General features: G+C 65.5%; 10 protein-coding genes and 1 riboswitch. Of the genes, 4 read left to right on the top strand and 6 right to left on the bottom strand.

Going from position 1 to position 23,730, the window contains the following annotated elements:
* Positions 1–38 precede the first annotated feature (38 nt).
* From MKK62_RS21160 to MKK62_RS21150, 3 genes are all read right to left on the bottom strand, one after another.
* On the bottom strand, positions 39–896 hold the full coding sequence (locus MKK62_RS21160; RefSeq protein ID WP_240258002.1) for an endonuclease domain-containing protein: 858 nt from the start codon (positions 894–896) through the stop codon (positions 39–41).
* A gap of 202 nt (positions 897–1,098) precedes the next feature.
* The gene (ileS, locus tag MKK62_RS21155; RefSeq protein WP_240258003.1) at positions 1,099–4,212 is read right to left on the bottom strand and encodes an isoleucine--tRNA ligase; all 3,114 of its coding nucleotides are present in this window, start codon (positions 4,210–4,212) and stop codon (positions 1,099–1,101) included.
* A 262-nt stretch (positions 4,213–4,474) separates the two neighbouring features.
* Complete coding sequence (locus MKK62_RS21150) at positions 4,475–5,281, bottom strand: acyl-CoA thioesterase (RefSeq protein WP_240258004.1); 807 nt, start codon at positions 5,279–5,281, stop codon at positions 4,475–4,477.
* A gap of 122 nt (positions 5,282–5,403) precedes the next feature.
* Between MKK62_RS21150 and MKK62_RS21145 the strand changes: the two genes are divergently transcribed.
* A complete protein-coding gene (locus MKK62_RS21145; RefSeq protein ID WP_240258005.1) occupies positions 5,404–6,165 on the top strand; it encodes a lipase family protein in 762 nt (253 codons plus the stop codon).
* Positions 6,166–6,224: 59 nt separating this feature from the next.
* On the opposite strand, the gene MKK62_RS21140 is transcribed toward MKK62_RS21145, so the two are convergent.
* From MKK62_RS21140 to MKK62_RS21130, 3 genes are all read right to left on the bottom strand, one after another.
* Positions 6,225–6,446, bottom strand: a complete 222-nt coding sequence (locus MKK62_RS21140) for an Rv1535 family protein (RefSeq protein ID WP_240258006.1) — start codon at positions 6,444–6,446, stop codon at positions 6,225–6,227.
* A gap of 273 nt (positions 6,447–6,719) precedes the next feature.
* Positions 6,720–6,891, bottom strand: a riboswitch (M-box (ykoK) riboswitch).
* A 66-nt stretch (positions 6,892–6,957) separates the two neighbouring features.
* Complete coding sequence (locus tag MKK62_RS21135; protein ID WP_240258007.1) at positions 6,958–7,623, bottom strand: TetR/AcrR family transcriptional regulator; 666 nt, start codon at positions 7,621–7,623, stop codon at positions 6,958–6,960.
* The gene (locus MKK62_RS21130) at positions 7,623–8,744 is read right to left on the bottom strand and encodes an NAD(P)H-dependent flavin oxidoreductase (RefSeq protein WP_240258008.1); all 1,122 of its coding nucleotides are present in this window, start codon (positions 8,742–8,744) and stop codon (positions 7,623–7,625) included. Before MKK62_RS21130 ends, MKK62_RS21135 begins: the two co-directional genes overlap by 1 nt.
* A 929-nt stretch (positions 8,745–9,673) precedes the next feature.
* Between MKK62_RS21130 and pks2 (MKK62_RS21125) the strand changes: the two genes are divergently transcribed.
* The 3 genes from pks2 (MKK62_RS21125) to MKK62_RS21115 all read left to right on the top strand — a co-directional run bounded on the left by pks2 (MKK62_RS21125) (position 9,674) and on the right by MKK62_RS21115 (position 23,699).
* Positions 9,674–15,934 carry a sulfolipid-1 biosynthesis phthioceranic/hydroxyphthioceranic acid synthase gene (pks2, locus tag MKK62_RS21125; protein ID WP_240264016.1) on the top strand — a complete coding sequence of 2,087 codons (6,261 nt, stop codon included), beginning with the start codon at positions 9,674–9,676 and terminating at the stop codon, positions 15,932–15,934.
* Positions 15,935–15,979: 45 nt separating this feature from the next.
* Positions 15,980–22,210 carry a sulfolipid-1 biosynthesis phthioceranic/hydroxyphthioceranic acid synthase gene (gene pks2 / locus MKK62_RS21120; RefSeq protein ID WP_240264017.1) on the top strand — a complete coding sequence of 2,077 codons (6,231 nt, stop codon included), beginning with the start codon at positions 15,980–15,982 and terminating at the stop codon, positions 22,208–22,210.
* Between the two features lie 61 nt (positions 22,211–22,271).
* Positions 22,272–23,699, top strand: a complete 1,428-nt coding sequence (locus MKK62_RS21115; protein WP_240258009.1) for a condensation domain-containing protein — start codon at positions 22,272–22,274, stop codon at positions 23,697–23,699.
* Positions 23,700–23,730: the final 31 nt, after the last annotated feature.

The following is a 23,730-nucleotide window of genomic DNA, read 5'->3' as shown; positions in this document are numbered from 1 at the left end:
TTTCCGAGTAGGCCGACGGCAGTTGCACTCTCGCGACGTCACACCAGTAACCCGCGTGACCGCAATGCTTCACGCACGCGCGCGATCACGACATCCGGACGGTAGCGCAGCAGATCCGCGCTCACCCGAATCAGAATCCAGCCTCGGCGCTGCAACTCCGCTGCACGGTCGATGTCATTGGTCCGAATTCGGGAATCAGTCCAATGCTGTGCCCCGTCATATTCGATCCCGACCTTGACCTCTGGCCATCCCATGTCGATGCGGGCCAGCACCCCACCCCAATCAGTGACCACCTCGATCTGAGTCTGCGGCCGCGGCAGACCAGCGGCAACCATGAGCAACCGTGTCCGGCTCTCCTGCGGCGACTCCGCGCCGGCATCGACCAGTGGCAGGACCTGGCGCAGTTGCCGAAGACCGCGAACACCGCGATGCAGCTCGGCGACCGCCAGTGCCTCGGCGGCTGTCACGCCCGTGGCCCGAGCCAGTGCATCGATACGGATGACCGCCGTCTCTAACCCTGGGCGCCGGCCGAGGTCGAATGCGGTCCGTGCAGGTGACGTCACCGGTACGTTCGCAACCGCGATGATCTCGGCGGCGAGCAGCGTCTCGTTGCGGGTGATGATCAGCGGCGGCGGGCGTTTCCGCCCGCAGATGAGCTCGGCGGGTGCGCTCGCGTCGACCCACTTGGCACCGAGCAGCGCGGCCGCCGAGTTGCCCGCGATGACAGCGTGCCCGCCCGACCAGAGCCAAGCGGCGCGAGCGCGGCCTTCCGCGCTGAGTTCCGTTCCGCGACGGAGGTAGACATTGCGGTAGACCCGCGTGCAAGACAACCGGAGCTCATGCTCGGTCAAAGTCCCGGCGCGTAACGCATCGGTTCCCACAAACGGTGATGCCATGATGCCTTCCCGAGAGTGCAACCACCGACGCGTCTAGTCGAACGACGTCTTCGTGGAAGCACTTTCGCGTACAGAAGGTAGACAGGCCGAGGCGATCACCATTACTGCTATCCACAGTCCGCCGAGCCACACCCCGCCGCCGCGAAAGTGCAACTACCGACGCCTTCACTCGAGAAATGCGTCGGCAGTCGCACTTTCGGCGTCACGCCTTGACGAGCGCTACCCGAACCCCGTCGCCGATCTCGGCGCCGTCGGCCGGGTCGCCGAATTCGAAGCTGGTAGCCAAGATTTCGCCGGCGATCAGGTCGCGGTGAGTGGCGGCCCAGTCGGTGCGCTCGGCCGGCACCGACATCACCACACTGATCCGGTCGGACACCTCGAGGCCGGCCGACTTGCGCAGCTCCTGCAGTTCGCGAATGCGGTCCTTGGCCCAGCCCTCGGCCTCGAGTTCGGGCGTCAGCGTCGCGTCCAGGACCACCAGGCCGGCACCGCCGGGCAACGGTGCGGTGTACTCCGGATCCGCGGCGACCAATCGCGAGCTGTACTCGTCGGGCCGCAATACCGCGGGACCAGCCGTCAACGTTCCGTCGGGATTGACGACTCCCTCCCCTGCCTTGACGGCCTTGATCGCGGCCTGCACGTCCTTGCCCAGTCGCGGGCCGGCAACCTTGGCGTTGACGGTCAGCTCGAAACGACCGTAAGCGGCGATGTCGTCGGTCAGCTCGACCGCCTTGACGTTGAGCTCGTCGGCGATCAAGTCGGTGAACGCCGACAGTCGTTCCGGATTCTCCACCGCCACAGTCAGTTTCGGTAACGGCAGCCGCACTCGCAGCTTCTTGGCCTTGCGCAGCGACGACGCCACCGAACAGACCTCGCGCACCTGGTCCATCGCCTCGACCAATGCGGTGTCCGCGGGCAGCAGGTCGGCCTGCGGCCAGTCGGACAGGTGTACCGAGCGTTCGCCGGTGACGCCACGCCAGATGATCTCGGTCGTCATCGGCAGCAGCGGCGCCGCCAGCCGGGCCGTCACCTCGAGCACCGTGTGCAGGGTGTCGATGGCGTCGGGGTCCTCTTCCCAGAACCGCGAACGCGACCGCCGTACATACCAGTTCGTCAACGCCTCGGTGAACTGACGCAGCTGCTCGCAGGCACCGGAGATATCGCAGCCGTCCAGCGACGCCGTCAGCTCGTCGCGCAGCACCGCCAGCTTCGCCAGGATGTAGCGATCCAGCACGTTCGTCGAATCGACGTGCCAGGTACCAACTTTCGGTGCGTACAGGGCCAGGAAGCTGTAGGCGTTCCAGAACGGCAGCAGGACCTGTCGCACACCGTCGCGGATGCCTTGCTCGGTGACGATCAGATTGCCGCCACGCAGGATCGGTGACGCCATCAAAAACCAGCGCATGGCGTCGGAGCCGTCGCGATCGAAGACCTCGCTGACGTCGGGATAGTTGCGTAGCGACTTGCTCATCTTCTGGCCATCGCTACCCAGCACGATGCCGTGTGCCACACAGGTTTTGAACGCGGGCCGGTCGAACAGCGCGGTGGCCAGCACGTGCAGGGTGTAGAACCAGCCACGGGTCTGCCCGATGTATTCGACGATGAAATCACCGGGATAGTGGGTGTCGAACCAGTCGCGATTCTCGAACGGGTAGTGCACCTGGGCGTAAGGCATCGAGCCGGAGTCGAACCACACGTCGAATACGTCTGGGATGCGCCGCATGGTCGACCGCCCCGACGGGTCGTCCGGGTTGGGCCGGGTCAGCTCGTCGATGTAGGGCCGGTGCAGATTGTCCGGACGGGTCCCGAAGTCGCGCTCCAACTCGTCGAGGCTGCCGTACACGTCGATCCGAGGGTGGGCTGGATCGTCGGAGACCCACACCGGAATCGGGGTGCCCCAGTAGCGGTTTCGTGAGATCGACCAGTCACGCGCGCCCTGCAGCCACTTTCCGAATTGGCCGTCCTTCACGTGCTCGGGGTACCAGGTGATCTGCTGATTCAGTTCGACCATGCGGTCGCGGAACTCGGTGACCTTGATGAACCACGACGACACCGCCCGGTAGATCAGCGGATTGCGGCACCGCCAACAATGCGGATAGGGATGGTCGTAGGTCTCCTGGCGAATCAGCACCGCGCCGTTGGCGGCCGCCGGGCCGGTGCGGTTCTTCAGGTCGCGGATGATCAACGGGTTGGCGTCGAAAACATGCTGGCCCTGGTAGTCCGGCACGGTGGAGTCGAATCGGCCTTTGGCGTCGACCGGTGTCACCGGCACGATGCCGACCTCGTCAGCGGTTGCCTTGTCGTCCTCACCGTAGGCCGGGGCGAGGTGGACGATCCCGGTACCGTCTTCGGTGGTCACGAAGTCGGCTCCGAGGACCTGGAAAGCGCCTTCGCTGTCCATGAAGTACGGGAAGGGCGGACGATACCGGGTGCCGACCAAATCGCTGCCGCGGTACGTGCCTAATATTTCCGGCTCTTCGCCGAATTCCCGTGCGTAGGCCGCCAGTCGCGGCTCGGCAAGGATTACACGGTGTTCGCCTGCCTGCACGTGGACGTAGCTGACGTCGGGGTTGACCGCCACCGCCTGGTTCGACGGCAGGGTCCAGGGCGTCGTGGTCCACACCAACAGGTGCGCACCGACGAGATCGCCTGTGGTGATGGCGAATCCGACGGTGAGGGCCGGGTCCTGCCGGCTCTGGTAGACGTCGTCGTCCATCCGCAGCTCATGGTTGGACAGCGGGGTCTCGTCGCGCCAGCAGTACGGCAGCACCCGGTAGCCCTCGTAGGCCAGACCCTTGTCCCATAGCTGCTTGAACGCCCAGATCACCGACTCCATGTACGGCAGATCGAGCGTCTTGTAATCGTTGTCGAAGTCGACCCAGCGTGCCTGCCGGGTGACGTAGGCGCGCCATTCGTCGGTGTAGCGCAGTACCGATTCGCGGCAGGCGTCGTTGAACGCGGCGATGCCCATCGCGTCGATCTGAGACTTGTCGGTGATGCCGAGCTGGCGCTCCACCTCCAGTTCGGCAGGCAGGCCGTGGGTGTCCCAACCGAAGCGGCGTTCGACCTTGAAGCCGCGCATGGTGCGGTAGCGCGGCACGATGTCTTTCACATAACCGGTGAGCAGGTGGCCGTAGTGCGGCAGTCCGTTGGCGAACGGCGGCCCGTCGTAGAAGACGTATTCGGGTGCGTCGGCGCGGTGGGCGATGCTGGCCCGGAACGTGTCGTCGTTGGCCCAGTAGTCGAGGACCTCGAGCTCCAGCGCCGGAAGGTCCGGAGCGCCGCCGGCCGGCTTCGGATAGGTGTTCTCGGTCACTACGTGTCGTCTCCATGTGCCGCTAGCTGGCACGGGGACGACGGTGCGCTGGTGCGCAGGCGCCGCGGTACCACCCCGCTTGCCACACCGGGGCGTGGCCGCTCGTTGCTCGGCTGTGACGGGCCGACCCGTCCGGGTCTACTGGGACCGCATCAGTGCTGGTGCGGACTGTTCTTCCGAAGGCTCCCCGGTGATGGCCGGATCGACGCCGATGCGCCAATTCTACGGAATGCCGCAAAGCGGACGACCGCGGCCCAGTGACTCAGCCCTTGAAGTACACGATCTGATACGAGGTGGCCAACAGCGCACCGTCCCGGCTCCATAGCTGCGCGCTCTGGTCGAAGAACCCACGATCGAAGCGGTTACCGTGCGCGGCTCCGAGGATGAAGTCGCCACCCAGGGCCGCAAGCTGCCCGCCGTCGACATGAAAGTAGGTCGTCATCGAGATGGTGCCGGCCGGGACGACGCCGCGGCGCAGGAAGATCCGCGGAAAGAAGATGTCCGACAACGCGGTCAATGCCGCGAAGTCCAGCTCGCGCTGCGCAACGTCACGCACCCACAGGGTCGACGCCGAGGACGGGCCGATCTCGATCTCGCCGCCGGAAAACGAACCGTTGGCAAAGCGCATGTCATACATCTGAACCCAGGTCGGCAGGTTGGTGTGCGCGGTGCGCGGAATCTCGTCGGGCCCGGGCACCACCGGCATCGACGCTTCGGTGTCGGAAAAGGTGTCACGGTGATTACCGAACACGGCTGTTGCGGTCGTCTTGACCTCGCCCTCTTGGCTGAGTTCGACGATCCAATGCTGATTTGTCCGGTTAGTGCGCGGCGCACGACGGGTGATCTCGAAATGGCCGTCGGCGATGGGGGCGGCGAAGTTCACCGTCAACGCGATGGGCCCACCGAGCCGATCAGGGTGAATGTCGATCGCGTGCAGAATGGCCGCGGCGGTGACGCCGCCGAAGGGTCCCACCATGTTCGCCCACTCAGGCTGCGTCTGACCCCGCACCACATCGTGGTCGACCACCCGAAGCTCGATCGCGCGGTCCAGCGGGTGCGGTTCTGGCATCGACACATCTCCTGAGTTCGACTCTGCTGCAGCAGGGTTCGCAATCTTCGCTGATTCCGCACGTCAGCCTACATCTGGCTCAACTCGCCTCAAGACAGGCCCGGGATCGCTAAACTCCGGTGGTGGCGTTCGATCCCGTGTTTGCGCGCGACGTGGCGCTGCCGTTGGCGCAGGCCGCATACACCGTGATGGACGGCAGCCCCGCCACTCTTCCGGTCGGCTACACCCAGACCAGCGTGATCCGGGCCGACGCTGTCGTTCTCACCGCGCTGGCCGACCCGCACCCCGCGGTCGCGGCAATGATCAAGGACACCAACATCTTCGGGTTGATGGGACACAACACCGCCAGTCGCACCGCGTTCGTCTCGTTTCGCGGCACATCAGACGTTGCGGAGTGGGTCGCCGACATCGATGCCATACCCGACGACTACCGTCCGATCGACGGGTTCGGCCAGGTGCATTCCGGCTTCCAGGAGGTCTACCAACTGGTGCGAGCCGACATCGCCGCGAATCTGGCGAGCGCGACGACCGGCTGCGATCAGATCCTGGTCACCGGGCACAGCCTCGGCGCGGCGCTCGCCGTTCTCGCGGCCCCCGACGTCGCGCGCAACATGCCTCCGAACACCATCGAGCCTCGACTGATCACTTTCGCGGGTCCGCGCGCGGGACTGGACGATTTCGCGGCGAAATTCAACGCGCTCATCGAAAGTTGTTACCGCGTAGTCAACTTCCTCGACATCGTGCCTTATCTACCTCCGACGCCATACGTGCACGTTGGTGCGCCCATCGACATCGATAGTGGTGGCGCGGTGCAGATTGGCTGGCGGCACAGCCTGGGCGCATATCAGATCGGGTTGTCGTCCTACATCACGACTCAGCAGTGATGCAGCGCTCCCGGTGCCGACGCCTTAATAGCATCGGTACCGGAAGCGCGGGACACCTGTCAGCCGCCGACTTCAATGACGCCGGCACGCCACAGCGCGGCGTAAAGCTGGCGCAGCGGAACGCACAGCAGCCGAGCGGCACCGTCGACCAGCGGGTCGCCACCGCCGATGCGCGGCTCGCGCCGCTTCGGGGCGGTTGCCGCGGGCGCCGGGTCCGGCACCAGCGTGAGCCGAGGCGCGGACGTCGCCGCTACTACCTCGTCGTACAGAACAGCGGTCATGATCGCCTCCTACGCAGAAAATCAAACGGGCACAATGGCATTCGGTGTCCGTCCGAAACGGCGTGGAGCAGGCGGGCTGCCGGGAAAGCGAAAGACGCTCAGCTAAAAGGCAATGCGCCGCGGGCCGGATCGGGACGAAACGAAGCCCGGATATCGATCCGGACTAGAACTGGAACTCATCTGTCCCTCACCTCCTCACGGTCGCACCATGCGCGGGCATACCGCGCCAATTACGCGCAAGCAGGGATAGGCAACCCGAACATCGTCGGGATGTCCGCACCCCACTCGTCAGAGTTTCGGCACTACACGCCGTATCCGGAAGATTCCGGAAGCCACTTGGGCTCAACCCTTAAGCCGGGAGGAGCTGTCCTGACCCTGGGCGTCTCTCGACGTTCGGGGTCAGTGGCCTGTATCCGTGTAGACGCCTCACCTAACGAGGTGCTTACCGTGTCGATGATGCACGAACATCCGGCCCGGGTCAAACCACCATGCCGGGCGTGTTGACCAGCCGTTATGGATCCGTGATTCGGCAGGTCTGGCCCTCCCGGGGACGAAGGCCGTTCAGGGCGAACGAGACGACCATCTCCGAGACGTCGGCTGCGCTGACCCCGTCGTCGGTGGTGAGGCGGCGATGTGCCAGCTGACCGATCAGGGCCGCCAGGCTGAAAGCGAGCATGCGCGGCGGAGCGCTGATCACCGTTCCCAACTCCTGGGCCACGATCATGTGCTTCTCGATGTCGTCGATGAAGCGCTCGTAGATGCTCCCGAGGTGTCGCTCGAACTGATCACCGAGCCCTGAGGCGTCCCGCAGCAGCAGTTTCGTGACTGCCTTATCGGCCTCGAAGAACTCGAGTACCGCCTGCACGGTGATCCGCAAAGGCTCCCAATTCCGATCCGGACGGTCGCCGGCCGCAGCTATCGCTGCCGCGATGTGGGCGCGCAGGGCGTCTCCTTCTGCGGCCATCAGCGCATGGAAAAGCTCGTCCTTCGAATCGAAATACCAGTAGACCGATCCGTAAGCCAATCCCGCCTCCTTGGCGATCTGCGAGATCGTCGTGGCATGAAACCCGTTGCGCGCGAACACGATCTTGGCTGCAGCCATGATCTCGTCGCGCCGCTTTGTCTTGTCTTCTTTGCTGACCGCCCGCCGCCTGCGGGTGCCTCCGCTCTCGCCCACTATGCAACGACCCCCTTGAGAAGTTCGACGACATCAATGAATTCCGCGATCATGTCCAGCACCACAGCCTTCGCCGGCCGCACTTTGTCCATCCACCCCACGACCTGGCCGACGAAATAGGTAGCCAGCTCGTGAGCTTTCGAATCAGGTTGAGCAGCAGCGACATTGATGCGCAGTTGGGCGTCACCGACCAGTGCCGTCTGCAGCGGCATCGGCAGCGGGTCCGGATTGTCGCTGCGCTCCCACTCGTCGGTCCACGCGGTGCGCAGCATCCGTGCCGGCTTGCCGGTCAACGAGCGGGACCGCACGGTGTCCGACGACGTGGCGGCGAGGAATTTATCCCGAACAACCGTCGGCGTCTCTGCCTCCTCGGTGGTGAGCCAGACCGAACCGCACCACACACCTTCGGCTCCCAATGCGAGCGCGGCAGCGATCTGCCGCCCCCGAGCGATTCCGCCCGCCGCAAGTACGGGAATCGGTGCTACCGCATCCACCACTTCGGGAACCAGGACCATCGTCGACACGTCACCGGTATGGCCGCCGGCCTCGGTGCCCTGGGCCACGATCAGATCGACGCCGGACTCAGCGTGCCGCCGCGCGTGTTGCGTGCTGCCCGCGAGCGAGGCGACGAGTACGCCGTGATCGTGGGCGCGAGTGATCAAATCCGCGGGCGCCGGCCCGAGCGCGTTGGCGATCAGGCGGATGCGATGCCCGAAGGCGACGTCGAGCAGCGGTTCGTAGCCTTTCGGCGAGATATTGAGCCGACCCTGCGCCCGACGTTGGTCATCGTTGGAAACTGTTATCCCGTAACGGATTAACAACTCACTGACAAACTCTTGGTGTTCCTGGGGTAACAGCTCGCGGACCTGGTCGCCATCGATGCCGCCACGTTCCTGTCCCACATATTTGGGGGGCAGCAGCAGATCGACCCCATACGGTTTACCGGCCGTCTGCTGGTCAATCCACGTCAGTTCGCTGTCCAACCGCTCAGGACTGTGCGCGACAGCGCCGAGGACCCCGAAACCACCGGCGTTGGTAACCGCGGCCACGACGTCGCGGCAGTGGCTGAACGCCAAAAGCGGAAACTCGGTGTCCAGCATTTCCGCCACCCTCGTCCGCATCGCAATGACGCTACGAATTACTGATTGCCATGTCAATATGCTGCGGCGATTTACTGATTGATACGTCAGTCGGACCGTATATTTAACTGACTGACGAGTCAATCAAACCCGGCGTGCACAAAACCGGCATTTCTTGGTCCGCAAGTATCAAGATCGATCATGATGCCGTACGTACCTCAACCGGGCCGATGAGGCAACCGTATAAATGCGGCAAGCTGTTTAAAATCTGCACCTCACGTATGGCCTTCTGAACAGTCGCTGAGAATCGCTTAAGACGCCGATGAAGAAGGGCCCCCCGAGTTGACTGGACCGCGTCGCGACACGACGATGAGATATCGATGCGAACCCTAGACAACGGCGCTGGATAAGTGTCTAATAGCTTTCTCACGACCCGAAGGCCCTCTGACATGCGTAAAAGCAACATGCTGGGGACCATGACGGAAATTTCGCCGACATAGGGGCCGGCAGGCATCCCGGGAGCGAGTGCGTGCTCCCAATCCGACCGCTGTAGCGCGTTCTGCTATTGCCAAATGGGGGGCAAATGGCTGCTTTGAGCACGATTACCGGCCCTTCGAGGTGCCCCGATTCCGGTTCTCGGATTTTTTCATGTAACCATAAAATGACAACTTTCCTTCTCTTTGTTGCCACCGTGTTTCGGTCAACCGCGGACGTTTTTTACGCGTTTCGTTTGCGACACGGTGTGCCACGTGATACTGATCTGGCCATTGGAATTTCGCTGAAACGGCGGCATGCCGTTGCCCTTTTGGAACTGGACCGGTAGCGCGCGCAAAGAATTAGCGCGTCGCGTATAGAAAGAAGGCGAATTGCATACTTCTGAAACGAACCAGGTGCCGTCGTCGTACTCGGACTCGGGCCAGCCGTCGGCATCGACCGGTTGCCAGCCGACAACTCCGATCGCGGTGATCGGCATGTCGTGCCGACTGCCCGGTGGGATCGAGTCCCCCGAACAGCTCTGGGAAGCGCTCCTGCGCGGCGACGACCTCGTCAAGGAGGTGCCCGTCGACCGGTGGGACATGGATCAGTACTACGACCCGGAGCCGGGGGTCCCGGGCCGCTCGATCTCCAAATGGGCTGCGTTCCTGGACGACCCGACCGGCTTTGACGCCGATTTCTTCGGGATCGGCGATCGGGAGGCGCTCGCCAGTGATCCCCAGCATCGCGTGCTGCTCGAAACCGCCTGGGAGGCCATGGAACATGCCGGCCTGAGCCCGGACCAGATCACCGGAACGCTCACCGGCGTGTTTGTCGGACTGACGCACTCGGACTATTCCTACCTCGCCGCAGACGCCGCGGCGTTGGAAGGTCCATACGGGTTCTCCGGGACGAACTTCAGCCTGGGCTCCGGACGCATCTCGTACGCGCTGGGGGTACACGGCCCGGCGGTCACGGTCGATACCGCGTGCTCGTCGGGTCTGCTGGCCGTCCATCTGGCCTGCGGCAGCCTGCACAGCGGTGAAAGCAATCTGGCAGTCGCGGCAGGTGCCTCGGTCAGCCTGGAACCGCGAAAGTTCGCAGCGGGATCAGCCGAAGGCATGCTCTCCCCCACCGGTCGTTGCCACGCATTCGACGCCGCGGCCGACGGATTCGCCGTGTCCGAAGGCAGCGTGGTGCTGCTACTCAAGCGGTTGAGTGACGCGACGGCCGACGGCGACCGGATCCTGGCGGTGCTGCGCGGAACGGCGGCAAACCAGGACGGTCACACCGTCAATATTTCCGTGCCGTCGGCGAAGGCGCAGACCGCCGTGTATCGGGCTGCCTTGGCCGCGGCCGGTGTCGACGCGGCCACGGTAGGCATGGTCGAGGCGCACGGACCGGGGACACCGGTCGGCGACCCGATCGAATACGAGAGCCTGGCCAACGTCTACGGCATCACCGGTCCGACCGCGTTGGCGTCGGTCAAAACGAACTTCGGTCACGCGCAGTCCGCCTCGGGGCCACTCGGGCTGATGAAAGCGATCCTGGCTCTTCAGCACGGCGTCGTTCCCCGGAATCTGCATTTCGAACGGCTGCCTGATGCGCTCGCCGACATCAAGACGAAACTCTTCGTGCCACAGGCCAACACGCCGTGGCCGACCAACGGCAGTCACCCCCGCCGGGCGTCGGTGTCCTCGTACGGCTTCTCCGGAACCAACGTGCACGCGGTCCTCGAGCAGGCTCCCGCAGTCGCCCCGGCCGACCGCGAGAACACCAGCCCAGCGGCCGACGGCCCGCTGGTGTTCCCGATCTCGTCGACCTCGGCCGACGCACTGCGCCAGACAGCAGCACGAATTGCCGACTGGGTCGATGCCCGCGCGGAGGAAATCACCGGGACGGATCTGGGCTACACCCTGGCGCGTCGGCGCGCGCACCGCCCGGTGCGGACATCGGTGACGGCCGCCAGCCTGCCGGAGTTGACTGCGACGCTGCGGAATATCGCCGCCGATGACATCCCCTACGAGCCCGCTGCCGGCCGCGACGACCTTGGGCCGGTATGGCTGTTTTCCGGGCAGGGTTCGCAGTGGGCCGCGATGGGCGCCGAATTGCTGGCTGTCGAGCCGGTTTTCGCTGCGACCATCGCGAAGGTCGAGCCCTTGATCGCGACCGAATCCGGATTCTCGGTGACCGAGGCGATTTCGGCACCGGAGACCGTCACCGGAATCGATCGAGTCCAACCGACCATCTTCGCCATGCAGGTCGCTCTGGCCGCCACCTTGAAGTCGTACGGGGTGGTCCCCGGCGCAGTCATCGGACACTCGATGGGCGAGGCCGCAGCCGCCGCCGTCGCAGGTGCGCTGTCATTAGAGGACGCCGTACGCGTCATCTGCCGCCGCTCGAAACTGATGTTGCGCGTCTCCGGCGCCGGCGCGATGGCATCGGTGGAATTACCTGCTCAACAGGTGCTTTCCGAGTTGATGGCGCGCGGCATCAAAGATGTCGTGGTCGCTGTCGTCGCCTCCCCGAAGTCGACGGTGATCGGCGGAGCAACCGACTCCGTTCGTGAACTGGTCACGGCCTGGGAGCAACGCGAGATCATGGCGCGCGAAGTGGCTGTCGACGTCGCGTCCCACTCCCCCCAGGTCGACCCGATTCTCGACGACCTGACCGAGGTGCTGGGCGACCTCCAACCGCGTGAGCCCGAGATTCCTTACTACTCGGCCACCCACTTCGACCCGCGCGACCTGCCGCAGTGCGACGCCGAATACTGGGTCGAAAATCTGCGGTACACCGTGCGATTCGCCTCGGCGGTGCAAGCGGCACTGGAAGACGGTTTCCGAGTCTTTGCGGAGATGTCACCGCACCCGCTGTTGACCCATGCCGTCGACCAGACGGCCAAGGGCCTGGACATGCGGGTCGCGGCGCTGGCCGGAATGCGGCGCGAACAGGAACTGCCGCATGGTCTGCGACCTTTGCTGGGCGATCTGCACAGTGCCGGCGCGGCAGTCGATTTCTCGGTCCTCTATCCGCAGGGGCAGTTGGTCGACGCGCCGCTGCCGTCGTGGACGCATCGCCAGTTCGTCTACGAACCCGGCGTCAAAGACCTGCGCTCGCAGGGCATCAACACCGTAGCGGTACACCCGTTGTTGGGCTCGCACGTGCGCCTGCTCGAAGAGCCGGAGCGGCATGCCTGGGAAGCCGAGGTCGGCACCGATGTACTGCCCTGGCTGGGCGATCACAAGATTCACGACATAGCCGTACTTCCAGGCGCCGGCTATCTCGAGATGGCGCTGACCGCGGCTCGTCAAATCCTGGGCGACACAGCGGCAGTCCGCGACGTTCGATTCGAGCAGATGCTGCTCCTCGACTCCAAGACACCGATCGCCGCCGCTGCGACGGTCGAGTCACCCGGCATCATCAAGTTCACGGTCGAGGCGGAACAGGAAGGCGAACGAGCCCGGCGGGCCAGCGCAATCCTGTACGCCGGGGAGCAAGACGACGCTCCGGCTCCGCACGACATCGCCGAGTTGCTCGCTCAGCATCCGCGGCGGGTCGAAGGTGACGAACTGAGGCAGGGTTTCGACAAGCGCGGTCTGCAGTACGGTCCGGCCTTCGCCGGGTTGGCCGCCGTGTTGATCGCTGAAAACACCGTGGACACGGTGCTCGCCGAGGTGGGTCTCCCGCCCTCCATTCGGTCGCAACAAACTGCCTACGGTGTGCATCCCGCCCTACTGGACGCCTGCTTCCAGTCCGTCGCCGCTCACCCCGCGATTCAGGCGGCCGGGATCGGCGGTCTGATGTTGCCGCTCGGTGTGCGCAGGTTGCGCACCCACGGGGCGGCCCGCGACATCCGCTACTCGTACTCGCGCGTCACCCGCGCCGACGCGACGTGGGTCGAGGCCGATCTCGAATTGCTCGACGAGCACGGCGCCGTCGTGCTCGCCGTCGAGGGGCTACAGATCGGCAGCGGCTCGTCCGAGAGTGCCAATCGCCAACGCCTGCTGAACGAACGGCTGCTGACCATCGAATGGCAGCAGCGGGAACTGCCCGAGCCACAACAGGACGAGGCCGGAAACTGGTTGCTGATCAGTACTTCCGCCGGCGCGGACGTGGTGGCAACGTCGTTGACCGATGCCCTGAAGCTGGAGCGTGCCCAAACCACCACGATGTGCTGGCCTCAGGAAGCCGACCACGCCGCGAACGCCGAACAGCTCGCCGAGCATCTTCGCACCGGCGCATTCCGCGGGATGGTTGTCCTCACCGGTCCCAAGAACGGCAATCCGGACAGCGAGTGCGCGCCGCGGGGTGGCGATTACGTTCAGCATCTGGTCCGCATCATCCGTGGGCTGCCCGAAAGCGGCAGCGAACCGCCCCGCTTGTTCGTCGCGACCACCAACGCACAATGCGTAGTCGACGGCGACCGGCCGAATCTTGAGCAGGCGGGTCTGCGCGGGCTGCTGCGATCAATCGGCAACGAGTATCCCGATCTGCACGTGACGCAGATCGATCTCGACGAGCGGACCGACCGCGAACGACTCGCGCGGCAATTGCTCAGCGGCTCAGAGGAAGACGAGACCGCGTGGCGAGATGGCGAGTGGTACACCGCGCGGCTGTTCCCGAGCCCGCTGCGGGCCGAGGAGCGGCTCACCGCGTCGGTCAATCCTGAGCAGGGCGGGATGCGTCTGCAGATCCGTACGCCAGGCGACCTGCAGACGATCGAGCTCACCGCGTGCGACCGCGTTCCACCCGGACCGGGCGAAATCGAGGTCGCAGTTACCGCGTCGAGTATCAACTTCGCCGATGTACTGGTGACGTTCGGTCGCTATCCCTCGTTCGAAGGTCGGCTGCCGCAACTGGGCACGGACTTCGCAGGAGTGGTGAGCGCCGTCGGCAGCGACGTGACGGCACACAAGGTCGGCGATCGGGTCGGGGGCATCTCCCCCAACGGTTGCTGGGGCACGTTCGTGACCTGCGACGCCGACCTTGCGGTCACGCTGCCCGACGGCCTCACCGAGAAGCAGGCCGCGGCAATCACGACCGCCCACGCGACGGCGTGGTACGGCCTGCACGATTTGGCCCACATCGGCCGCGGCGACAAGGTGCTGATCCACTCGGCAACCGGTGGCGTCGGGCAGGCGGCGATCGCCATCGCCCGGGCCGCCGGTGCCGAGATCTTTGCCACCGCCGGTAACGAGCAACGCCGACAACTGTTGCGCGACTGGGGCATTGAACACGTCTACGATTCGCGCAGCGTCGAGTTCGCCGAGCAGATCCGAACGGACACCGACGGGTACGGGGTGGATATAGTGCTGAACTCGGTGACCGGCTCGGCTCAGCGAGCCGGGATTGAATTGCTAGCGCTCGGAGGGCGATTCATCGAAATCGGCAAGCGAGACATCTACGGCGACAGCCGCCTCGGCTTGTTCCCATTCCGCCGGAATCTCGCGTTCCACGGGGTCGATGTGGGTTTGATGTCACACAGCCATCCTGAGAGATTCCACGACCTCCTCGCCACCGTCTACCGGCTGACCGCGGACGGGGTGTTGCCGATGCCCGAAACAACGCACTACCCACTCACCCAGGCGGCCGACGCGATTCGCGCGATGAGCAACGCCGAGCACACCGGCAAGCTAGTGCTCGACGTGCCTCGTTCGGAGCCGAGCGATGTGGCCGTCCCACCGGGTCTGGTGCGCGTTTTCCGGGGCGACGGGTCCTACATCATCACCGGCGGACTCGGCGGACTCGGTTTGTTCCTTGCCGAGAAGCTGGCCGCAGCAGGATGTGGGCGTATTGTGCTCACGTCGCGTTCGCAGCCGAGCGAAGAAGCGCGCGAGACCATCGACCTGATCCGGGCTGGGGGCGCCGACATCGTCGTCGAATGCGGTGACATCTCCGAGAGCGGCACCGCGGACCGGCTGGTCCAGACGGCGACCAGCACCGGCCTTCCGTTGCGGGGCGTCCTACACGCCGCAGCGGTCGTCGAGGACGCCACGTTGGTCAACATCACCGACGACCTGATCGACCGTGACTGGCGGCCAAAGGTTTACGGCGCCTGGAACTTGCACGAGGCCACGATCGACCAACCGCTGGACTGGTTCTGCTCCTTCTCCTCGGCCGCGTCGCTCGTCGGCTCACCCGGGCAGGGCGCCTACGCCGCGGCCAACAGTTGGCTGGACGCGTTCACCCACTGGCGGAAATCCCAAGGCTTGCCGGCGACCTCGATCGCGTGGGGGGCTTGGGGCGAGGTGGGACGCGCGACCGCGCTGGCTGAGCAACACGATTCCGCCATCGCACCCGACGAGGGCGCCTACGCGTTCGAGTCGATGCTGCGCCACGACCGTGCCTACGCCGGCTACGCGCCATTGATCGGCTCGCCATGGCTGACCACGTTCGCGCAACGCAGCAAGTTCGCCGAGATGTTCAAGTCGGCGGGGCCCGGCGTCAAGGGCTCGAGCAAGTTGCGGGCCGAACTGAACGAGCTGCCTGTCGAGGAGTGGCCGGGCCGCCTGCGAAAGTTGTTGTCCGAGCAGATCGGTCTGCTGTTGCGGCGCTCCGTCGACCCCGACCGACCGCTGTCGGAATACGGGTTGGACTCGCTCGGAACACTCGAGTTGCGCACCCGGGTCGAATCCGAGACCGGGATCCGGATCAGTGCCCAGAACATCATCGACCACGGCACCGTGCGGGCACTGTCGCAATTCCTGGCCGACGAGTTGGCTGCCTCGCAGATTGTCTCGGTTGCCGAGGCCGGGTGACCGGTCGTGACTGAGTCTCGTGTCACCCCCATCGCCATTATCGGGATGGCATGCCGGCTGCCTGGCGGCATCGACTCCCCCGAATTGCTGTGGGACGCGCTGCTCCGCGGCGACGACCTGATCACCGAAATCCCCACTGAGCGTTGGGATGCCGAGAGCGCCTATGATCCTGAACGAGGCGTGCCGGGCCGGTCGGTGACGAAGTGGGGTGGATTTCTCGACGACGTCGCGGGTTTCGATTCAGAGTTCTTCGGTATCAGCGATCGCGAAGCGACGGCGATCGACCCGCAACACCGGTTGCTGCTGGAGACCTCGTGGGAGGCCCTGCAACACGGCGGAGTCAACCCGGCATCGTTGACCGGTTCTGCCACAGGCGTCTTCGTCGGATTGGCGCACGATGACTACACACTGGTCACCGGCGACGCGGGAGCGCTGGAGGAACCGTACGGGTACACCGGCACTGCGTTCAGCATGGCGTCTGGACGCATCAGTTACACGTTCGGTTTGAACGGACCGGCCGTCACGGTCGACACCGCGTGCTCGTCGGGCTTGGTGACCGCGCATATGGCCTGTCGCAGCTTGCATTTGGGAGAAAGTGACCTCGCCTTGGCGGGCGGCTGCATGTTGATGCTCGAGCCTCGGCTCAACGCGTCGATGTCGGCGATCGGCATGCTGTCCGCCACGGGCCGTTGCCATTCCTTCGACGTCAAGGCCGACGGCTTCGCCCGCGCCGAAGGTTGCGCGATGGTGCTGTTGAAGCGGCTGCCAGACGCGGTCCGCGACGGTGACCGGATCCTGGCCGTCATTCGCGGCAGCGCAACCAATCAAGACGGACGCTCCGACACCATCACCATGCCGTCGATGGACGCCCAGGTTGCCGCCTACCGTTCGGCGCTGGACGCGGCCGGAGTCGACCCCGCCGACGTCGGCATGGTCGAGGCGCACGGCACCGGAACGCCCGTCGGCGACCCGATCGAATACCGGGGCCTGGCCCAGGTCTACGGGACTGCGGGTCCGTGCGCGCTGACTTCGGTCAAAAGCAATGTGGGCCACACGGAATCGGCGGCGGGCACGGTCGGCCTGATCAAGGCGGTGCTCGCGCTACAGCACGGCACCGTCCCGGGCATGCTGCACTTCACCCAACTTCCCGACGATCTGGCGCAAGTCCAAACCAATCTCTTTGTGCCGCAGCATGTCACGCCGTGGCCACACGACGTAACACGCCCCAGACGGGCCGCGGTGTCGTCGTACGGGATGTCGGGGACCAACGCACACGCCATCCTCGAGCAGGCCCCGGAGACCCCCGAACACAACGCCTCGAGTGTCGATTCGACCACGACCGGTTCGTTGCTGTTTCCGGTATCGGGCACATCGGTCGAGGCACTGCGCCATACGGCCGGTCGCCTCGCTGACTGGGTGCAGCGCCACGCCGGTGACACCTCGCTGCCTGACATCGCCTACACCCTGGCCCGTCGGCGCGCCCACGCTCCCGTACGCACCGCCGTGCTGGCCTCCGACGTCACCACGTTGACGGCCGCGCTGCGCGGCGTCGCCGGCGATGACCTGCCCTACCAACCAGCGGTCGGAGACGACGACCGCGGACCCGTCTGGGTCTTCTCCGGCCAGGGCTCGCAGTGGGCGGGCATGGGTGCCGAGTTGCTCGCCGGTGAACCGGTGTTCGCCGCGACTATCGCCCAGCTTGAACCATTGATCGCGGCCGAGTCCGAATTCTCGGTGACAACCGCGATGACGGCACCCGACACGGTGACCGGAATCGACCGCGTGCAGCCGACCATCTTTGCCATGCAGGTGGCATTGGCCGCCGCCCTGAAGTCCTATGGGGTGGTACCGGGCGCTGTCATCGGGCACTCGCTCGGTGAAGTAGCGGCCGCGGTCGTATCCGAGGCGCTCTCGCTCGAAGACGGCGTCAAGGTGATCTGCCGCCGCGCGAAACTCTGCCTGCGGCTGGCCGGCGGCGGTGCCATGGCATCGGTCGAACTGCCCGCCCAGCAAGTGCTTTCGCAGCTCGCCGATCGGGGGCTCACCGACGTCGTGGTGGCGGTGGTCGCTTCGCCGACCTCCACCGTGATCGGCGGCGCCACCGGGCCCGTCCGCGAACTGGTCGCCGAGTGGGAGAAGCGCGAGATCATGGCGCGCGAGGTGGCCGTCGATGTCGCGTCGCACTCCCCCCAGGTCGATCCCATCCTGGACGAGCTGACCGAGCTGCTTGCCGACCTCGACCCCCGGTCCGCGACCGTGCCCTACTACTCGGCGACGTCGATCGACCCTCGTGAAGATCCGTACTGCGATGCCGACTACTGGGTCGAAAACCTCCGTCAGATGGTGCGATTCGGTGCCGCGGTGCAGGCCGCGCTGGAGGACGGCTTCCGGGTCTTCGCCGAGTTGTCGCCGCATCCGTTGCTCGTTCGTGCCGTCGAGCAGACAGCCCAGAGCACCGAAACACCCGTCGCCGCCCTGGCCGGAATGCGGCGGCAGCAGCCGTTGCCGCACGGACTGCGGGGCCTGCTGGCCGACCTGCACGCCGCGGGATCCGCGGTCGACTTCTCGGTGCTCTATCCGGCGGGACGACTGGTCGACGTGCCGTTGCCGTCGTGGACCCACCGTCGACTGATTCTGACTCCGCGGGACGTGTCGAGCGGCGGCGGCAGCTCGGTTGCCGTCCATCCGCTGCTGGGCGCCCACGTGCGCTTGCAGGAGGAACCCGAGCGGCACGCGTGGCATGCCGAGGTCGGCACCGGTGCGTCGCCGTGGTTGGCCGACCACCAGATCAACAATGTCGCAGCCCTTCCCGGGGCCGCGTACTGCGAGATGGCGCTGGCTGCCGCCCGCACCGTTCTCGGAGACGCATCCGAGGTCCGCGACATCCGTTTCGAGCAGATGCTCCTGCTGGACGACGGCACGACCGTGGGAGCCGTGGCGTCGGTCGAGGCGGACACCGTCGCGGACTTCTCCGTCGAGTCGCACGAGGAGGGCACCAACACCCGTTGGGCCTCCGCCACGTTGCACAGGGTGGACGAAAATCACCCGCCGGCGCACGACCTGAGCACGCTGCTGGCCGACCACCCGGTCCGTCTCGACGGCACCGATGTCCGGGAATCGTTCGCCGCCCGCGGAATCCAGTTCGGCCCTGCGTTTACCGGTCTCGCCGCCGTCCACACCGGCAACGGGTCCCGCGGCACCATGGTCGCCGAGATCAGTGTGCCGAGTTCGGTTCGTTCCCAACAGAATGCGTTCGGCGTGCATCCCGCGCTGCTCGACGCCTGTTTCCAGTCCGTCGCTGCGCACCCGGGTGCGCAGCACATCGGCAGCGGCGGTCTGCTGTTACCGCTGGGCGTGCGCCGGTTACGCGTCCACGGCCAGGCCCGCGATGCGCGCTATTGCTACGCGCGGGTTACCGCGTCCGCCACCGGACTCGACGCCGACCTCGACCTCCTGGACGCGCACGGGGCCGTGCTGGTGACAGCGCGCGGGCTGCAGATGGGTACCGGCGCCTCGGCAGCCGCGCATCGCGATCGCTTGCTCGCCGAGAATCTGCTGACCATCGAGTGGCAGCCCCAGCCCCTGCCGGCGATCGACAATGCCCAGACCGGAAAGTGGCTCCTGGTCGACACCTCCGACGACGCAGACTTGCTGACGACCGAGTTGGCCGACACGCTCAAGCTGCACGACACCGACGTGACGTCGATCGCGTGGTCGGGGCATGCCGATCACATCGTCAGCTCCGAACGGTTTGTGAACCTCGTGCGCGACAACGAATTCGCGGGCGTGGTCGTGTTGACGGCACCGTCCGACGGCACCATCGACGAGCAGACCCTTGCTGACGGCCGAGAACAGGTTCGCCATCTGGTGCGCATCGCACGGGAGTTGACCGAGCTACCCGGAACCTCGCCAAGGCTGTTCGTAGTCACCCGCGAAGCGCAACATGTCACCTCCCAGGAGGCCCTGAACCTGGAGCAGGCAGGCCTACGTGGCCTGCTGCGGGTGATCGGCGCCGAGAACCCGCACCTGCGCGTCACCCACATCGACGTGGACAACCACACCGACGCTGAACTGCTGGCGCGCGAACTCCTCGGCAGTTCGAACGAGGACGAGACGGCTTGGCGTTCGGGGCAGTGGTACGTGGCGCGGTTGCGGCCCGCGCCGCTTCGCCCGGACGAGCGGCACACGACTCTCGTCGATCAGGCCGAAGACGGTGTGCGACTCAGAGTCCGCACGCCGGGCGACCTGGAGACGATGGAACGCGTTGCATTCGAACGTCTTTCGCCAGGTCCGGGCCAGATCGAAGTGGCCGTCACGGCGTCGAGCCTGAATTTCGCCGACGTGCTGATGGCCATGGGCAGATTTCCCACCATCGACGAGCGCGAACCCGAGTTGGGTGTCGACTTCGTCGGAGTGGTGACGGCGGTGGGTCTGAATGTCACTGAGCATCGCGTCGGCGACCGGGTTGGCGGCTTTTCCCGAAACGGTTGCTGGGCAACCTTTGTCACCTGCGACGCTCGAGTCGCTGTCACGCTGCCGGCAGGTTTGACCGACCACCAGGCGGTCGCGGTGTCGACCGGCCACGCGACGGCCTGGTACGGACTGCACGACCAAGCGAGAATCGCCGCGGGCGATCGGGTGCTGATCCACTCGGCGACGGGCGGCGTCGGGCAGGCCGCGATCGCCATCGCCCGCGCCGCGGGCGCGGAGATCTTCGCCACAGCCGGCAGCCCGCAACGCCGGGCACTGCTGAAGAGCATGGGGATTGAACACGTCTACGACTCGCGCAGCACCGACTTCGCCGAGTTGATCCGTCGCGATACCGACGGCTACGGAGTGGACATCGTGCTCAACTCGCTGACGGCCGCGGCCCAACGCGCGGGCTTCGAATTGCTGGCCGACGGTGGACGGTTCGTCGAGATCGGTAAACGCGACGTCTATGCCAACGCACGGCTGGGCCTGTACCCGTTCCGCCGCAACCTGACGTTCCACTACGTCGACCTCGCGCTGATGTCGGAGACTCACCCGCAGCGAATCGGGCAGTTACTCGACACCGTGTTCCATCGCGTCGCCGACGGTGAATTGCCGCCCGCGGAATTCACGGCATATCGGTTCGACGAGGCAGCTACCGCCATCCGGGTGATGAGCGCCGCCGAGCACACCGGCAAACTCGTCCTCGATGTGCCGCGCGCGGGAACCGTCAGCGCGATGGTCCCTCCGGATCAGGCTCACCCCTTCCGCGCCGACGGCTCCTATCTGATCACCGGCGGACTGGGCGGTCTCGGCCTCTACCTGGCCGAGCAGATGGCCGCCGCGGGTTGCGGCCGCATCGTCTTGAACTCCCGCTCCCAGCCGGATGCGTCGGCTCAGGCGGCAATCACGCGGATTCGTGGCACCGGCACTGACGTCGTGGTGGAGTGCGGCGACGTCGCGAACCGTGACACCGCGGGTCGGCTGGTGCAGGCAGCCACCGCAACGGGGCTGCCGCTGCGCGGCGTGCTGCACGCGGCAGCCGTCGTCGAAGACGCGACGCTGAACAACATCTCAGACGAGCTCATCGACCGGGACTGGGCGCCAAAGGTTTACGGCGCCTGGAATCTGCACCACGCGACGGCCGACCAGCCGCTGGACTGGTTCTGCTCGTTTTCGTCCGCGACGGCGCTGCTGGGTTCACGCGGGCAGGGTGCTTACGCTGCCGCGAACAGTTGGCTGGATGTCTTTACCCATTGGCGACGCAGTCAGGGCCTGCCCGCCTCGGCGGTCGCGTGGGGAGCATGGGACAAGATCGGTCGCGGTGCTGGTCTCGCCGAGGGCGGTGAAACCACCATGATCGTCCCGGAAGACGGCGCTCACGCCTTCCAGGCGCTCCTGCGGCACGATCGGGCCTACACGGGCTATATCTCGATCTCCGGAACGCCGTGGTTGACCGCGCTCGCGCAACGAAGCCGGTTCGCCGAAGCGCTCCAGTCTGTCGACCACAGCGCCACGGAGGCAGGCAAATTCCGCGGTGAGCTGATCGAGCTGCCATCCGAGGAATGGCCCACGAGATTGCGCCGCCTGGTGTCCGAACAAGTCGGCCTGATCCTGCGGCGCAGCGTCGATCCCAACCGGTCGCTCGCGGAATACGGTCTGGATTCGCTGGGCAATCTCGAGCTACGGACCCGCATCGAGACAGAGACGGGCATCCGGATCAGCTCGTACCACATCACCACCGTTCGTGGCCTCGCCGGCCATCTGTGCAACGAGTTGTCAGACCTTGAGGCCATGTCGGCCTGATGGACGTTTCGATATCCACGCATAACACACCGAGGAGGCGACAGTGCTCGAGGTAGGGAAAGTGACCGTGAAGAGCGTGTACGACTGGGTACCGGAACCCGGTTCAGTCGTCTCATGGGACCCGACGCCGGCCACGCTGGCCAAAGCCGCTGAGGCGCCGGTCAATCCCACACCACCCAGCTACATGCAGGCCGAGCACTTACGCAGCTGGCTCGATTTCGCCGCCAAGGGCGTCGACATGTCCCGCCTCTGCATTGCGACCTGGGAGATCCCAGGCCACTGCGACGTCCGAGCCATGACGCACGTGATCAACATGCACCTGCGGCGGCACGACACATTCCACAGCTGGTTCGAGTACGTCGACAGCGACAACATCGTGCGGCACACGATCGACAACCCCGCGGCGATCAAGTTCGTTCCCACCAAGCACGGCGAGATGACCCCCGCCGAGCTCCAGGACCTGGCGATGGCGACGCCGGCCCCGTTGCAATGGGACAGTTTTCGTTTCATCGTGATTCAGCACCCGAACCACTTCACGGTTTGCATCTCCATCGATCACATCAACATCGACGCCACCTACCCGAGCGTGTTGCTGCCGGAGATCCAAATGCAATACGCCGCGCTGGCCGGTGGAGGTGCCCCCATCCCCCTGCCGAAGGCCGGCAGCTACCTCGACTATTGCGAACGTCAGCATCAGTACCTGGAATCGCTCACCGCGGAATCCCCGGAGGTGCAGGCTTGGATCAAGTACTTCGAAAGTAACTCCGGAACACTGCCCGACTGCCCGGTGTCGCTCGGCGACGGATCCGGCATCTGCGATCTGATGAGCCTCACACTGCTCGACCAGAAGCAGACCGCCGCATTCGAATCGGTCTGCGTGTCGGCGGGCGCCCGATTCAGCGGCGGTGTATTCGCCTGCGCCGCACTGACGGAGCGGGAGCTGACCGGCGCCGATACATACTACGGATACGTGGTCACCGACATCCGCAGCACACCTGAGGATTTCATGACCTCAGGCTGGATTACCGGCTTCGTCCCGATCACAGTGCCCGTCGACCCCTCGTCGTTCGACGAGACCGTGCGGATCGCTCAGGCGTCGTTCGATTCCGGGCGGGACTTGGCCAAGGTCCCGTTCGCCCGGGTTCTGGATCTGGCGCCGTGGTTGCAGCGCCCCAACCGGCGCGTGCCGCTGATGTTTCACATCGACCTCGGCATCCCGCCGTTCTCGGCCCTCGTCACCGAGAAGCTGGAGGGTCTCAATGCCCGGATCTTCCAGGACGGCGGGGCGCCGGCCCAATTCGACATCCGCGTGACCCGACTCGAGAACGAGACACGCGCGGTCGTCTTGTTCCCGGACAACCCCGTCGCACGCGAATCCGTCACCCAATTCCTGGCGGTGCTGAAGTCGGTGTACGTGCGGGTTGCCGAGCGCCGTTACACCTACGCCGCCACCTCGCCGCGTGAGGTGGACTTGATGAAATCCGCCTGAGCTGCCGCGCGCCCGTAGCCGAGCGAGTCAC

The sequence above is a fragment of the Mycobacterium paraterrae genome (genome assembly GCF_022430545.2).
Lineage (GTDB): Bacteria > Actinomycetota > Actinomycetes > Mycobacteriales > Mycobacteriaceae > Mycobacterium > Mycobacterium paraterrae.
Note: the sequence above shows the minus strand (reverse complement) of the source record. Positions and strands in the feature narration are given on the sequence as shown.

Bases quoted from the DNA above. Each gene is read 5' to 3' on its own strand.
- pks2 (WP_240264017.1), top strand. From the start codon at position 15,980: ATGGCATGCCGGCTGCCTGGCGGCATCGACTCCCCCGAATTGCTGTGG.
- MKK62_RS21130 (WP_240258008.1), bottom strand. From the start codon at position 8,744: ATGCGGACGAGGGTGGCGGAAATGCTGGACACCGAGTTTCCGCTTTTG.
- pks2 (WP_240264016.1), top strand. From the start codon at position 9,674: ATGTCGTGCCGACTGCCCGGTGGGATCGAGTCCCCCGAACAGCTCTGG.
- MKK62_RS21160 (WP_240258002.1), bottom strand. From the start codon at position 896: ATGGCATCACCGTTTGTGGGAACCGATGCGTTACGCGCCGGGACTTTG.
- MKK62_RS21140 (WP_240258006.1), bottom strand. From the start codon at position 6,446: ATGACCGCTGTTCTGTACGACGAGGTAGTAGCGGCGACGTCCGCGCCT.
- MKK62_RS21150 (WP_240258004.1), bottom strand. From the start codon at position 5,281: ATGCCAGAACCGCACCCGCTGGACCGCGCGATCGAGCTTCGGGTGGTC.